General features: G+C 65.0%; 14 protein-coding genes and 1 pseudogene. 5 read left to right on the top strand and 10 right to left on the bottom strand.

The features are described from left to right. Positions 1 to 56: 56 nt before the first annotated feature. Together ACZYVJ_RS10750 and ACZYVJ_RS10745 are read left to right on the top strand one after the other, a co-directional pair. Positions 57 to 548, top strand: a complete 492-nt coding sequence (locus ACZYVJ_RS10750) for a MarR family winged helix-turn-helix transcriptional regulator (RefSeq protein WP_463830983.1) — start codon at positions 57 to 59, stop codon at positions 546 to 548. Between the two features lie 17 nt (positions 549 to 565). Beyond that, positions 566 to 982 carry a DUF5313 domain-containing protein gene (locus ACZYVJ_RS10745; RefSeq protein ID WP_463830982.1) on the top strand — a complete coding sequence of 139 codons (417 nt, stop codon included), beginning with the start codon at positions 566 to 568 and terminating at the stop codon, positions 980 to 982. Positions 983 to 985: 3 nt separating this feature from the next. On the opposite strand, the gene ACZYVJ_RS10740 is transcribed toward ACZYVJ_RS10745, so the two are convergent. Beyond that, on the bottom strand, positions 986 to 1,834 hold the full coding sequence (locus tag ACZYVJ_RS10740; protein ID WP_463830981.1) for a mycofactocin-coupled SDR family oxidoreductase: 849 nt from the start codon (positions 1,832 to 1,834) through the stop codon (positions 986 to 988). 238 nt (positions 1,835 to 2,072) lie between these two features. Beyond that, the gene (locus tag ACZYVJ_RS10735) at positions 2,073 to 2,723 is read right to left on the bottom strand and encodes a TetR/AcrR family transcriptional regulator (RefSeq protein ID WP_463830980.1); all 651 of its coding nucleotides are present in this window, start codon (positions 2,721 to 2,723) and stop codon (positions 2,073 to 2,075) included. 242 nt (positions 2,724 to 2,965) lie between these two features. On the opposite strand from ACZYVJ_RS10735, the pseudogene ACZYVJ_RS10730 reads away from it, so the two are divergent. Together ACZYVJ_RS10730 and ACZYVJ_RS10725 are read left to right on the top strand one after the other, a co-directional pair. Further along, a pseudogene (locus ACZYVJ_RS10730) lies at positions 2,966 to 3,583 on the top strand (acyl-CoA dehydrogenase family protein); the annotation flags it as partial. 144 nt (positions 3,584 to 3,727) lie between these two features. Next, a complete protein-coding gene (locus ACZYVJ_RS10725) occupies positions 3,728 to 4,153 on the top strand; it encodes an acyl-CoA dehydrogenase family protein (RefSeq protein ID WP_463832942.1) in 426 nt (141 codons plus the stop codon). 8 nt (positions 4,154 to 4,161) lie between these two features. Here the strand turns inward: ACZYVJ_RS10725 and ACZYVJ_RS10720 are convergent, their stop codons facing one another. The 8 genes from ACZYVJ_RS10720 to ACZYVJ_RS10685 all read right to left on the bottom strand — a co-directional run bounded on the left by ACZYVJ_RS10720 (position 4,162) and on the right by ACZYVJ_RS10685 (position 10,320). Next, positions 4,162 to 4,431 carry a DUF4190 domain-containing protein gene (locus tag ACZYVJ_RS10720; protein ID WP_463830979.1) on the bottom strand — a complete coding sequence of 90 codons (270 nt, stop codon included), beginning with the start codon at positions 4,429 to 4,431 and terminating at the stop codon, positions 4,162 to 4,164. Between the two features lie 147 nt (positions 4,432 to 4,578). Further along, on the bottom strand, positions 4,579 to 5,337 hold the full coding sequence (locus tag ACZYVJ_RS10715; protein WP_463832941.1) for an acyl-CoA dehydrogenase family protein: 759 nt from the start codon (positions 5,335 to 5,337) through the stop codon (positions 4,579 to 4,581). Positions 5,338 to 5,412: 75 nt separating this feature from the next. Further along, complete coding sequence (locus ACZYVJ_RS10710) at positions 5,413 to 6,510, bottom strand: acyl-CoA dehydrogenase family protein (protein WP_463830978.1); 1,098 nt, start codon at positions 6,508 to 6,510, stop codon at positions 5,413 to 5,415. Positions 6,511 to 6,527: 17 nt separating this feature from the next. After that, complete coding sequence (locus ACZYVJ_RS10705; RefSeq protein WP_463830977.1) at positions 6,528 to 6,998, bottom strand: nuclear transport factor 2 family protein; 471 nt, start codon at positions 6,996 to 6,998, stop codon at positions 6,528 to 6,530. Next, positions 6,976 to 8,196 (bottom strand): metal-dependent hydrolase family protein, encoded by a 1,221-nt coding sequence (locus tag ACZYVJ_RS10700; protein WP_463830976.1) that lies wholly within the window; start codon positions 8,194 to 8,196, stop codon positions 6,976 to 6,978. The genes ACZYVJ_RS10705 and ACZYVJ_RS10700 overlap by 23 nt, the downstream gene beginning before the upstream one ends. A 3-nt stretch (positions 8,197 to 8,199) precedes the next feature. Then, a complete protein-coding gene (locus ACZYVJ_RS10695; RefSeq protein WP_463830975.1) occupies positions 8,200 to 8,523 on the bottom strand; it encodes a hypothetical protein in 324 nt (107 codons plus the stop codon). Next, on the bottom strand, positions 8,507 to 9,784 hold the full coding sequence (locus tag ACZYVJ_RS10690; protein WP_463830974.1) for an aromatic ring-hydroxylating oxygenase subunit alpha: 1,278 nt from the start codon (positions 9,782 to 9,784) through the stop codon (positions 8,507 to 8,509). Before ACZYVJ_RS10690 ends, ACZYVJ_RS10695 begins: the two co-directional genes overlap by 17 nt. Before the next feature lie 17 nt (positions 9,785 to 9,801). Beyond that, the gene (locus ACZYVJ_RS10685) at positions 9,802 to 10,320 is read right to left on the bottom strand and encodes a carboxymuconolactone decarboxylase family protein (RefSeq protein ID WP_463830973.1); all 519 of its coding nucleotides are present in this window, start codon (positions 10,318 to 10,320) and stop codon (positions 9,802 to 9,804) included. Positions 10,321 to 10,717: 397 nt separating this feature from the next. On the opposite strand from ACZYVJ_RS10685, the gene ACZYVJ_RS10680 reads away from it, so the two are divergent. Further along, positions 10,718 to 12,016: an amidohydrolase family protein gene (locus tag ACZYVJ_RS10680; RefSeq protein ID WP_463830972.1), complete on the top strand. Its 1,299-nt coding sequence runs from the start codon at positions 10,718 to 10,720 to the stop codon at positions 12,014 to 12,016. Positions 12,017 to 12,074: the final 58 nt, after the last annotated feature.

The following is a 12,074-nucleotide window of genomic DNA, read 5'->3' as shown; positions in this document are numbered from 1 at the left end:
ACGGTGTGAGAGACATCATGTAGATAGCCCCCTAACTATTAGGGCACAATACAAGTATGGCCGCTCCGACTGCGCGCGACATCGATCCGCTGGCGCTCGAGCACCAGGTGTGTTTCGCGCTGGCGACGACCAACCGGGCGGTCCTGGCGGTGTATCGGCCCCTGCTGGAGCCGCTCGGCCTGACCCATCCGCAATATTTGGTGATGCTGGCGCTGTGGGATCACCGCAAGACCCACGCCGCGGACCAGTTCCCGTTGTCGGTCAAGCAGATCGCCGCCGCGTTGCAGATGGATTCCGCCACGCTGTCGCCCATGCTCAAGCGCCTGGAGGCGCAGGGGCTGATCACCCGCGCCAAGAACGCGACCGACGAGCGCACCACCGACGTGATGCTGACGCAGCGCGGGATCGCCTTGCGGGAGCGAGCACTTGCGATACCGCCGGCCGTGGTGGCACGTCTGGGTGTCGAGGTGGCCGAACTCGAGCACCTACATCGGGTCCTCACCCGTATCAACGCCGCCGCCGTCGCGGCCGGCGCACTGCAATCCTGACACCCAGAGGAGCCATCATGACCGACGCGAAACCCAATCTGCGGCAGCGGATCGGCTATTCCTACGGCCGGCGTCTGCCCGACTCCATGCGCAGCTGGGTGGCCCGCGATCTGGCCGGGCAGGGAGCGGTGCGCCGGCACATGATCAGGTGGGCCATACCGCCCCTGCTGGTCCTTGCCCCGTTCTGGCTGCTGCCCGCTTCGCTCTACGTGCACACGGAGATGACCGCGCCGCTCTACATCTGGGCGCTGCTGATAACCCTTGCCCTGAACAAGGTCTGGCGCCGGCATCGGCTGGCAGTCCATGGGCTGGACCCGAACCTGGTCGACGTGATCACCCGCCGCAAACAGGCCCGGATGCACGAGGACTACATCGCCCGTTACGGGCCGCGACCCGAATCGGCCGAATGGCAGTCCAACAGCAGCCCCTTCTAGCGGCTACTTCAGGCAGCTACCCGCGTCGATGGGCAGCGTCACACCGGTGATGTAGCGGGCTTCGTCCGACGCGAAGAACAGCACCGCATTGCTGATGTCGATCGGCTCAACCCAGGGGATCGGCAGCGTGTGGAACAGCTGGCAGATCGGCGCCATGTCGTCCGGGCCCGGGTTTTCCAGGTCCGGGCGGAACATCTTGAAGGTGCCGTCGTTGTGCAGCATCGGTGTCTTGACGTGGGTCGGGTGCACCGAATTGACGCGAATCATGTGCTGTCCCAGTTCAACTCCAAAGGCGCGCATCAGCCCGACAACGCCGTGCTTGGCCGCCACGTAGTGGCCGGTGTGGGGGTAGGCCTTGAGCCCGCCCACCGAGCTGGTCAGGATGATCGAACCACCGTTGCCGCTTGCGATCAGGTGTGGCACACCGGCTTTCACGGTCTTCCACACACCGGCCAGGTTGATGTCGATCATCTCGGTCCAGTCTTCTTCACTGGTCTTGTCCAAAGTCTCGCCGCCGTTGCCGATTCCGGCGTTGGCCACGATGATGTCGAGCCGGCCGAGCTGCTCGACGCCGTTGTCCACCGCCGCCTTGAGTGCGTCGAAGTCGCGCACATCGACTTCGGCCGTGAAGATCCTGCGGTTGTGCCCCTTGACCAGGTCGGCCGTCTCGGCGAGGTCTTCGGGCGTCGCTGCCGGGATCGCGGTGTCCACCACGCCCTCGCGGATGGGCTTGCAGATGTCGACAGCGATGATGTCGGCACCCTCCTGAGCCAAGCGCACCGCGTGGCTGCGGCCCTGACCGCGCGCCGCTCCGGTGACGAAAGCGACTTTGCCCTCAACACGTCCGGTCATGGCTACCTCAACTCCTGACTTGATCTGATCGGCACGCCTCAGCGGGGAACAAACGCGTTCGGAGAACCGCGGGTCTTGCCGCCCTTGAACTCTGTCATTCGGCCGTCATGGGTGTCAATGACGGATCCGTTTCGGCTATCTATGATTCTAGATATTAGAGAATCTCATTCTCGCCGGCAAACGGCGTGCGCTATTTGCTCATCCAGAGAAGAGGGGAGTGTGGGGTGCCTGGGGTGTACTACTCGACGAATCCGCGTGAGCAGAAATCCCATACCTCTTCGGCGGTGATGGGGTGCATCGTCGCGTCATCGGGCCCGCCGCTGGATTGCGCGATGAACATGACGGTCTGCATGGTCATGGCGGCCACCCGCTTGGGATTGATGGTGGTGCGCAACTTGCCGGCGTCGTAGGCCGCGTCCATCAGCTCAGTCAGCAACGCAAGCAGCGGCGCGTGAGCCACCTTGACCTCGGCAGGGTGCGTCACCAGCAGTCTCGGAGCAAAGTCGGTGAACAGTGGACGCTTGGCCGTGGGGTCCGGACGGGACGCCTCGTAGAGGAGTTGGACCGCGACCTGCAGCCGCTCCAGCGGATCGGCTTGGCTCTCGGTGGCGGCGCGGATCTGGTCGGCCGATCGGCTCAGAGCGTCCTCGAACAGCGCCAGCAGCAACTCGTGCTTGCCGTCGAATTGCAGGTAGAAGCTGCGCAACGACTGACGGGAGCGGTCCACGACCTCCTGCACGGTAAAGTCCGTGCTGCCCTTTTCGATGATGATCGCCTGGGCCGCGTCGAGGAAGCGCTGAACACGTTGCGCCGCACGCAGTTTCGCAGTCTTGATGGACCGCTCGACGGCACGCTGCTTCCAGGCCGGCTCTTCGCTGGGGTTGGTCACGGCCGGCTCAGGTGATTGCCGCGAGGGGAGAACATGGTTGGACTCTACCGGAGAACGCGGTGACATCGCTGCGCTCGACCCCCTCACGGATCACGTGTCGGAGATTGTAACTTTCTTACCACGAGAATAGTATTCTCTTAGACGTGTGTAGGGAAGCGTAATCGTAAGAGTGAACCCCGTCGTCGGCGGAAACCCCAATCTACCGACGGCGCGGTGCACTCAGACCCATCCCGGGAAGTGCTGTGCAGCTGACGTTTGACGCCGACGTGGAGGCATTCCGAGCCGAATTCGTGGCTTTTCTCGACGCGCATCTGCCTTCCGAGGCCGAGGCGTTGGCACGGCCGCAGTCCAGTTCGGACATTCCTGAGTGGGCCCGCCGCTGGCAACGCCTGCTGTTTGACAGCGGATGGCTGCAGCCTGGCAACTCGCCGGAGTTCGGCGGGCGCAACGCCACGCTGTTGCAGCAATACGTGTACCAGGAAGAGCTGTCCCGGCGGCGCATCTACCAGAGTTTCAACCCGCAGGGTGTGGGCATCATCGCGGCGTCATTACTGTCGTTCGGCACAGCCGAACAGAAGCAGCGTTGGGCGGTGCCGATCCTGCGCGCCGAGATCACCGCATCGCTGGGGATGAGCGAACCCGGCGCGGGTTCGGATCTCGCGTCGCTGACGACGCGCGCCGTGCGCTCGTCTGATTCAGAAGGCGACCACTTCGTCGTCAATGGCCAGAAGGTGTGGACATCGGGCGCCCATCACGCCGACGTGTTGCTGACATTCGTGCGCACCGACCCGGACGCCCCAAAACACAAGGGCATCAGCGCTTTACTGATTCCGACCGACACCCCCGGTGTGGTCCGTCGCCCCTTCGCCTCGGTGGGCGACATCGAAGACGTCGACTTCAACGAGGTTTTCTTCACCGACGCGCGGGTGCCTGCCGAGAATCTGGTGGGGGAGCTCAACGGCGGCTGGCGCGTCGCGACCGGTTCGCTCGGCCACGAACGGGCGATGCTGTGGCTGGACTATGCAGACATGTTGCACGCCTTGACCGCCGAGTCCAGGCCCGCGGGGGCCGTGCAGCGGGATCACTACGCGACGCTGGTGATGGATTTCTATGCGATGCGCCTGCTGGGGTCGGCGACGCTGGCCAAGGCCACGCGCGGCGAGGAGGACGTGCCCGCGCAGTCGGTGCTCAAGCTGCTCGGCTCGGAGGCGATGCAACGCGCCAGCGAGGACGCCCTCAACGCCAAGAACGGCGACGGACTGGCACTGCGTGCGGTCACCGCCCCGTTCGCGCCGCTCAACCTGGACAGCCACTACGGCAGCTGGTTCGACCGGTACACCCGCACCTTCGCGGCGACCATCGCCGGCGGTACGTCGGAAATCCAGCGCAACATCATCGCCGAACGCGTACTCGGGCTGCCGCGCAATTGAGCTGCGCGTCAGTGATTCCGGGCGTCCAGCTGAGCGTAGTAGCCGATGGCGACGAGCCCCGCCACTATCGCGATCGCCCCTAAAACCATGCCGGCCACCGCAGTTCGGGGATTGTCCGCCTCCCCGCGGGCGACCCGTCGGCGGGCGATGTCGCCCGTCACCACCGCCGCGATGCCGAAGGGCACCCCGAGCAGCAACCAGCAGGTGAGGAGGCCGACCAGACCCAGCAGCACCGCGGCGACGCCGACCTGGTTCTGTGGTGCGTCGGGGTGACTCATCACGTCCCAACCTCCTCGGGCTGACGACCGGCGCCGGTTGGCCGCCGCGCCCAGTCTGCTCCGAGCTGCACCCGCGGGACAAGCAATGTGGCGTACCGCGGCCTGATGGCCGACGCGTGGTAACCGACGGCCTGCGGGGGCGTTGCGTTACAGCTGCGCGAGCCGTGGCGCAGATCCGGCCGCCACCACCGCTTTTCCGGCGGCACGCGTCAGTTCTCGAGAGCTACCCAGTAGTCCGTCAAGAATCAGCGACCGCTTGACGTGGTGGTGCAGCGGATGCTCGGCGGTGAAGCCGATACCGCCCAGCACCTGCTGGCAGTGTCGTGCGGCGGTCAGTGCCGCCTGGCCGGCCGCGGCCTTGGCCAGCAGGGAAGCCAGTCCCTGCTGGTCGTCGCACTCCGTGGCGGCCTGCAGTGTGGCCTCGGCGCCCTCGATCGCGACGAGTGTCTCGGCCAGCCGGTGCCGGATCGCCTGGAACGAGCTGATGTGCCGGCCGAATTGAACGCGGTCCACGGCGTGCTGACGGGCCAGCGACAGCATGGCGCGGCTGGTGCCGACCAGCCACCAGCCCAGTGCTCGCCAACCCGCTTGCAGTGCGGCTGCCGGCAAGGGATCCTGCTGCGGCACAGGGTGTATCGGCAGCAGCTCGTCGATCGCCGAGTCGAGATGGTCGCGGCGCTCCCACAGCACCCACGAGCCGCCGGCGAACGGCAGCGGCAGCGTGCCCCCGGGCGCGTCACCCGCCGCGCCCAGCACCACATCGTTGAGCACGGGGGCGTGCGCGCCGGTCTCACCGAGCAGCTTGAACACCAGAGGGATTGCGATGGCTGGCATTTCGTCGAGCATGTCGCGCCAGCCGAGGTCCGTCAGCGCTGCGTCAAGCTTGGCGCCCGAGGCGGCGCTCATCGTCGTCCGCAACGAGTCCGCCAGCAGGCGCAGCGATTCGGTGTCGGACTCGATGTCTGGCGAAGGGGTCACTGTTCACTCCTTCCCGAGGTCGAGCAGCCGGCGGGCGATGATATTGCGCTGGATCTCGGCGGTGCCGCCGTAGATCGTCGCCGCGCGCGAGTACAGGTATTCCGAACGCCACGGAGTGTCCTCGAGCTCGAGCGTCCCCGGCAACACATCGCGAACGGTGTCATAGAGCCGCTGCTCCGCCGAGGCCAGCAGCACCTTGTCGATCGAGGTATCGGGTCCCAGTCGGGCCCCGTCGCGCATCCGGTGCTGAGTGGCACGCGACCGGCAGCGCAACGTGTGCAGCGCGAGATAGGCTCCGCCGAGCGCGGATTCGTCGGGCTGGCCGGCTTCGGATGCCGCGGTGATCAGGTCGTCGAAACGCGAATAGAGGTACGCGATTCGCTGCCAGAAGCATGCGGAACGCTCGTAGGGCAGCAGGTCCATGGCCAGCCGCCAGCCGTCCCCGGGCTTGCCAAGCATCCGGCTGGCCGGAATCACCACGTCGTCGTAGTACACCTCGCAGAATTCGTCGACCCCGTGCATCGTCCGCAGCGGACGGATGGTGATGCCCGGTGTATCGAGGTCGACGAAGAATGCGGTGATGCCGTCATGCCCGGGCGCGGTGCGGGTGAGCAACACGCAGCGGGTGGAGAACTGCGCGAAGCTGGTCCAGACCTTTTGGCCGTTGACGATCCAGTTGTCGCCATCCTGGACCGCGCGGGTCGTCAGCGATGCCAGGTCACTGCCCGACCCTGGCTCGGAAAAGCCTTGGCACCATTGCTCTTCGCCGCTGAGCAGGCGGGGAACCATCTCCTTGGCGAGCTCTGCCGGCGCGTAGTCGATCATCGTGGGCGCGAGCACCTCGAGCATCGAGTAGGGACCGGGTTCGGCCAGTCGACGGCCCACCACCTCTTCACCGACGATCGCGCGCAGCAAGGCCGGTCCGCCCAATCCACCGACCTCCACCGGCCAGCCGAACCGCATCCAATCGGCGTCGTAGAGCGCACGGCTGACCCGGGCGAACTGCCGCATGTGCCCCTGCAGCGAGTGGTCGGGCTCGGGGGTCAGATCGTTGTCGTCGAGCCACGCGCGCAGGTCGGCCCGGAACTGCTCGACATTCACTTCGATTGGTCGGCTCCTTAAGTCGTTGCCTGGGCCGCAGAGTCACCGGAAGGGCGCCCGATGGCGTGCGGGCGTCCGGAGTCGTGCACACCGCTGCGGCGGATGAAGGTCATGGAGCGGGTCTTCAATCGCCACCCGTCGGCCGTCCGCAGATAGGTGTCGCGGTAGTACCCGATCCGCATGTCGTGAGTGGCGTGATCGATGAAGCACAGCGGTTGGGTGCCGCTGGCCGCATCCCCATCCAGGTCAACCACCGCGGTTCCGGTGAGGAACAAGCCCTTTGGGGCCGCGGCCACCAGTTCCGGGAATCGGCTCAGGCTGTAGGTTTCACCGAAAGCGCTGTAGGTGCCGTCGGGGGTGAACACGGCGACGAGGCCCTCGATGTCCGCCTGGGTGATGGTGACCGCGTAGCGGCCGAGCAGCTGCTGGATTTCGACCAGGTCGTCAGTTCTGGTGGGGCCGCTCTTAGGCTGATCGGGCGTCGACATAGACCTTGCCGCCTTTCATCACAAAGCTGACATTCCGGGTAACGGTGATGTCTTCCAACGGGTTTCCGGGCACCGCGATGATGTCGGCGAGTTGCCCCTCGACGAGGCGGCCGCGGTCGGTGACATTGATCAACTCGGCCGCGGTGGTCGTGGCCGCCCGCAGCACCGCCAGCGGCGGCATCCCCCATTCCACCAGCGTGACGAGCTCGTCGGCATTCTTGCCGTGCGGGATGGCCGGTGCGTCGGTGCCAACCGCGATCTTAACCCCGGCTTCGTAGGCGGCCTTGATCGACGTCTCCGCCTTGGGGAACATCTCGGCGGCCTTGTCCTGCAATTCTTTTGGGGCGCGGGAGACGTCCATCGCCTGGGCGAGCCTGCGGGTGGTCACCAGGAACCGGTCGTTGTCAACCAGCATCTGGATGGCCTCGTCGTCCATCAGGAAGCCGTGCTCGATGCAGTCGATGCCGCACGCGACTGCGTGCTTGACCGCTTCCGCCCCGTGCGTGTGCGCGGCGACACGCAGCCCGCGCCGGTGCGCCTCGTCGACAATCGCCCGCAGTTCCTCATCGGAATAATGTTGTGCCCCAGCCTCGCCGGTCAACGACATCACACCGCCGGACACGCACACCTTGATCAACTGAGCGCCGTGCTTGATCTGGTATCGCACCGCCTTGCGGATCTCGTCGACCCCATTGGCGATGCCCTCTTCGACCGTGAGCTCGAGTGCGCCCGGCATGAATGCGGCGAACATCGTCGGGTCCAGGTGCCCGCCGGTGGGCGTGATGGCGTGCCCGGCAGGGACGATACGGGGCCCGTCGATCCAGCCCGCGTCAATCGCCTTGCCCAGCGCGACATCCAGCAGGTAGCCGCCGGTCTTGACGAACAGGCCGAGGTTGCGCACCGTGGTGAAACCGGCGCGCAGCGTGCGTCGGGCGTTGCCGACCGCGCGCAGCACCCGCGTCGGCGGGTCGTCCTGCACCTGGGACAGCCCGGGCGTCTCGCCGCGTCCGCCCATCAGCAGGTTGACCTCCATGTCCATCAGGCCCGGCAACAGAATCTGGTCGCCGAGATCGATGATTTCGCCTTCGGGGTCGCCCCCGACGACGACGATCCGATCGTCCTCGATCTTCAGGATGCCGGGCCGAATGATCTCGCCGCTATCAACGTCGAGCAGCCCCGCGGCCTTGAGCGTCAGCACCGGCTAGATCACCGGTTCCCGGAGTACTTCAACCCACGCCGCGCCGCTGTCGGGAACGCGTGGCTGTTTCCACGCCTCGATGGGGAACGACACCATGACCAGTGATTGCATCATGTGCATCAATGTCTTTGCGTCGTCGGGCAGGTCGTTCAGGGGGAACTTGTCGCAGTAGGCGATGACGTCGTTCAGCAACGGGAACGCGACGTCGTAGAACTCCTGCATCTGGTGCATCGTCGAGGCCAGCCGCTTGGCGTAGCGCTCGGGTTCGGTGGCCAGGTCCCAATCCAAATAGGGCTCGAGGGCGGCGAATTCAGACGGTAGCGCCATTGCGCTGGTGCTCCTTCACGTAGTCACTGGTCGTCTTGTGCAGGTGGCGGATCAAGACTTCCTGGTCGCAGAGCAGGAACTCCTTGACGGCCCGGGTGCCGATCATGGTCTGCGTCGCTTCCAGGGTGTTGGCGTCCTGCAGCGCGTACTCCTTGAACGTCACCGCAGCCAACTCTTGGGCCAGACGTTCCCGCGCATTGCGCGGCGGCACGAAATACAGCGTGGACTCGAAGGTGTGCTTGTCCACCGCGGAGGGCCAGTAGTGGTAGGTCAGGTACCAGCCCGGCTCCCAGATCAGCAGCATGAAGTTCGGGTAGAAGAGCCACGAGTCGATGCCCCACTGCGGCACCCGCTTCACGTTGACACCCGGTGGCAGCTCGAGGTTCTCGATGATCTCCGGCTTGTCCCACGGACCGAACAGACCGCTGCGCAGCACCCGGTCCATCGGCTTCACCATGGACATGTCCACCGGCGGCGCCTGGCCACCCCAGGTCGATTGCAGGTTGTGCGGGCCGGCCAGTTCGTAGTGCAGCGCCTCGTAGCCGAACTTCTGGATCTTGGCGGCCTCTTCCTTGGTGTACTGCCCCTGGTGCAGGATCGGCGCGTGGTAGAACTCGATGAACGCGTCGATGAACAGCTTCCAGTTGCTGCCGACCTCGGCCCGGTAGGAGTAGGTCTCCGTCATCTCGCCGAAGGGATAGCCCTCGATGCTCTTGGCCAGCGGTCCGAGGTAGTCGATCAGCGGCGCCGCGTTGTCGTCGAAGTTGATGAAGATGAAGCCTTCCCACACCTCGCAGCGGACGGCCGCCAGACCGTAGTCGCTCTTGTCGACGTTGAAGAATTCTTCTTCCTGTTGGACGAAGGTCAGGTCACCGTCGAGGCTGTAGCGCCAGGCGTGGTACTTGCAGGTGAACTGCCGGCAGGTGCCGGAGGTTTCCTCGTTGGGAAAGTCGTTCCACACCAACTTGTTTCCGCGGTGTCGGCAGACGTTGTGGTACGCCTTGACGGTCCCGTCCTTGGTCTTGGTGATGATCACCGACGTGCCCTTGCCGGCGGCCGGCAGTTCCCTGGTGAAGTAGCTGCCGGTGCGGGGGAGCCGCTCGACCCGGCCGACGTTGAGCCAGGTCTTCTTGAAGACGGCGTCGCGCTCGGCCTCGAAGAACGCCGGATCGATCGAGTCGGTGTAGTCGACCGGCTCGGTCCCCAGGTCGGGGTAGTTTTCTGTCCAGCTGCCGGCGGCTGGCTTCGGGAAGTGCGGCAACGTTCTTACTCCTCTTGTTAGTGCTGTTCGGCGTGTTCGAGCTGGATGCCAAAAGTGTTGAAGGCCATGGCCAGCAGCGCGTAGCAGCCGACCGTGAAGACGAAATCCATGCGTTGCTGGTCATCGAGGCGCTCGCCGAGTGCCACCCAGGTCTGGTCGGACAGCTCCGATTTCTCGTCGAGCTCGTCCACCCCGGTGATCACGGCCTGGTCGAACTCATCGGCGGCCGCACCTCGTTTCAGGGCCACGATCTGGTCGTCGGTGATCCCTTCGTCCTTGGCCATCCTGACGTGGTGCGACCACTCGTAGGCGCACTGCCGGCGATGGGCGACGCGCAGGATGGCCAGCTCGCGGATGCGTGGCGGCAGCGTGGAGGTCATCAACAGATGGACGTTGAATCGCAGAAACGACTTGGCCAGCGCCGGGTGGTGAGCCAGCGTGGAGAGCGCGTTGTTGGTGGCCGCGCCACGCATGGCCGAGAGTGCCTGCTGGGTCGCCTCGTCCCACTGGCCAGCGGGCAGCGGCTGCAAACGCATTAGCAGTCCTCTCGGTGAAAGAGAATCGGATTCTCATTTGCAACTAACAGACTGGCACGAAACGCGCGTCGGGTCAATGCCGGCGTGTCGGGCGGGCGCGACTCCGGTCACGGCCTGGCTCACCCGGCTGCCGGGATAGCTGTCATGCGCATCAACGCGGTGCCGCCGTCATACTGATACGCCCGGTCGGGTCCTACCTCACAGCATTGCCGCGCGGCGACCTGGTAAGTCGTCTCCGCGCTCGGCTGCTGGTCAGGCGGGTGCGGACGGGCCCAGCAATTTATGGATGTTGATTCTCGTCTGGCGAGAAGATAGTTTTCATTTTAGTGATCTTGGCACGGGACAGCGATTCGCGGAGGCTGTGATCGATCCGGTGGATCCGATGGAAGGGACGGCCATGAACAAAGAAGACATGATCCTGATCAGCGTCGACGACCACACCGTCGAGCCGCCTGACATGTTCAAGAACCATCTGTCGAAAAAGTACCAGGACGACGCACCCCGGTTGGTGCACAACGCCGACGGTTCGGACATGTGGAAGTTCCGCGACACCGTCATCCCCAACGTGGCGCTCAACGCGGTGGCCGGACGACCCAAGGAGGAGTACGGCATCGAGCCGACGGGGCTCGACGAGATCCGGCCGGGTTGTTACAACGTGGACGAGCGCGTCAAGGACATGAACGCAGGCGGCATCCTGGCCTCGATCTGCTTCCCCTCCTTCCCGGGTTTCGCGGGTCGCCTGTTCGCCACCGACGACAACGACTTCTCGATCGCGCTGGTGCAGGCCTATAACGACTGGCACATCGACGAATGGTGCGGCGCCTACCCGGCGCGGTTCATCCCGATGGCGATACCAGTGATCTGGGACGCCGAGGCGTGCGCCGCCGAAGTGCGTCGGGTGTCGAAGAAGGGCGTGCACGCGCTGACCTTCACCGAAAACCCGGCCGCGATGGGGTATCCCAGCTTCCACAACGACTACTGGAACCCGTTGTGGAAAGCCTTGGTGGACACCGACACCGTGATGAACGTGCACATCGGATCGTCGGGCCGGCTGGCCATCACCGCGCCGGATGCTCCGATGGACGTGATGATCACGCTGCAGCCGATGAACATCGTGCAGGCCGCCGCCGACTTGTTGTGGTCGCGGCCGATCAAGGAGTACCCGGACCTCAAGATCGCCCTGTCCGAGGGCGGAACCGGCTGGATTCCGTATTTCCTGGAGCGCGCCGATCGGACCTTCGAGATGCACTCCGCCTGGACGCACCAAGACTTCAAGGGCAAGCTGCCCAGCGAGGTCTTCCGCGACCACTTCCTGACCTGCTTCATCAGCGACAAGGTCGGAGTGGCGCTGCGCAACATGATCGGCATCGACAACATCTGCTGGGAAGCCGACTACCCGCACAGCGACTCGATGTGGCCGGGTGCGCCCGAAGAGCTGTGGGATGTGTTGTCCCTCAACGACGTTCCCGACGACGAGATCAACAAGATGACCTACGAGAACGCCATGCGCTGGTATTCGTTCGACCCGTTCACGCACATCTCGCGCGAACAGGCGACCGTCGGTGCGCTGCGCAAGGCTGCCGAGGGGCACGACGTGTCCATCAAGGCGGCGGGCCACGATAAGGACAGCCGAGGCGGCTCGTCCTTTGCCGATTTTGCGGCCAACGCGAAAGCCCTTACCGGCAACAAGGACTAGAAGACACGTCGCCGGAATGCAAGTGCGCCGGTGGCGGTCGCAAGCGCGGGAGCCGGGC

This window comes from Mycobacterium sp. IDUB_3, from assembly GCF_055419585.1.
Note: the sequence above shows the minus strand (reverse complement) of the source record. Positions and strands in the feature narration are given on the sequence as shown.

What these genes read in the sequence shown, in the direction of transcription:
- ACZYVJ_RS10750 (WP_463830983.1), top strand. Translation starts at nt 57, where the DNA reads ATGGCCGCTCCGACTGCGCGCGACATCGATCCGCTGGCGCTCGAGCAC.
- ACZYVJ_RS10745 (WP_463830982.1), top strand. Translation starts at nt 566, where the DNA reads ATGACCGACGCGAAACCCAATCTGCGGCAGCGGATCGGCTATTCCTAC.
- ACZYVJ_RS10740 (WP_463830981.1), bottom strand. Translation starts at nt 1,834, where the DNA reads ATGACCGGACGTGTTGAGGGCAAAGTCGCTTTCGTCACCGGAGCGGCG.
- ACZYVJ_RS10725 (WP_463832942.1), top strand. Translation starts at nt 3,728, where the DNA reads ATGCTGTGGCTGGACTATGCAGACATGTTGCACGCCTTGACCGCCGAG.
- ACZYVJ_RS10720 (WP_463830979.1), bottom strand. Translation starts at nt 4,431, where the DNA reads ATGAGTCACCCCGACGCACCACAGAACCAGGTCGGCGTCGCCGCGGTG.
- ACZYVJ_RS10715 (WP_463832941.1), bottom strand. Translation starts at nt 5,337, where the DNA reads ATGAGCGCCGCCTCGGGCGCCAAGCTTGACGCAGCGCTGACGGACCTC.
- ACZYVJ_RS10705 (WP_463830977.1), bottom strand. Translation starts at nt 6,998, where the DNA reads ATGTCGACGCCCGATCAGCCTAAGAGCGGCCCCACCAGAACTGACGAC.
- ACZYVJ_RS10695 (WP_463830975.1), bottom strand. Translation starts at nt 8,523, where the DNA reads ATGGCGCTACCGTCTGAATTCGCCGCCCTCGAGCCCTATTTGGATTGG.
- ACZYVJ_RS10685 (WP_463830973.1), bottom strand. Translation starts at nt 10,320, where the DNA reads ATGCGTTTGCAGCCGCTGCCCGCTGGCCAGTGGGACGAGGCGACCCAG.
- ACZYVJ_RS10680 (WP_463830972.1), top strand. Translation starts at nt 10,718, where the DNA reads ATGAACAAAGAAGACATGATCCTGATCAGCGTCGACGACCACACCGTC.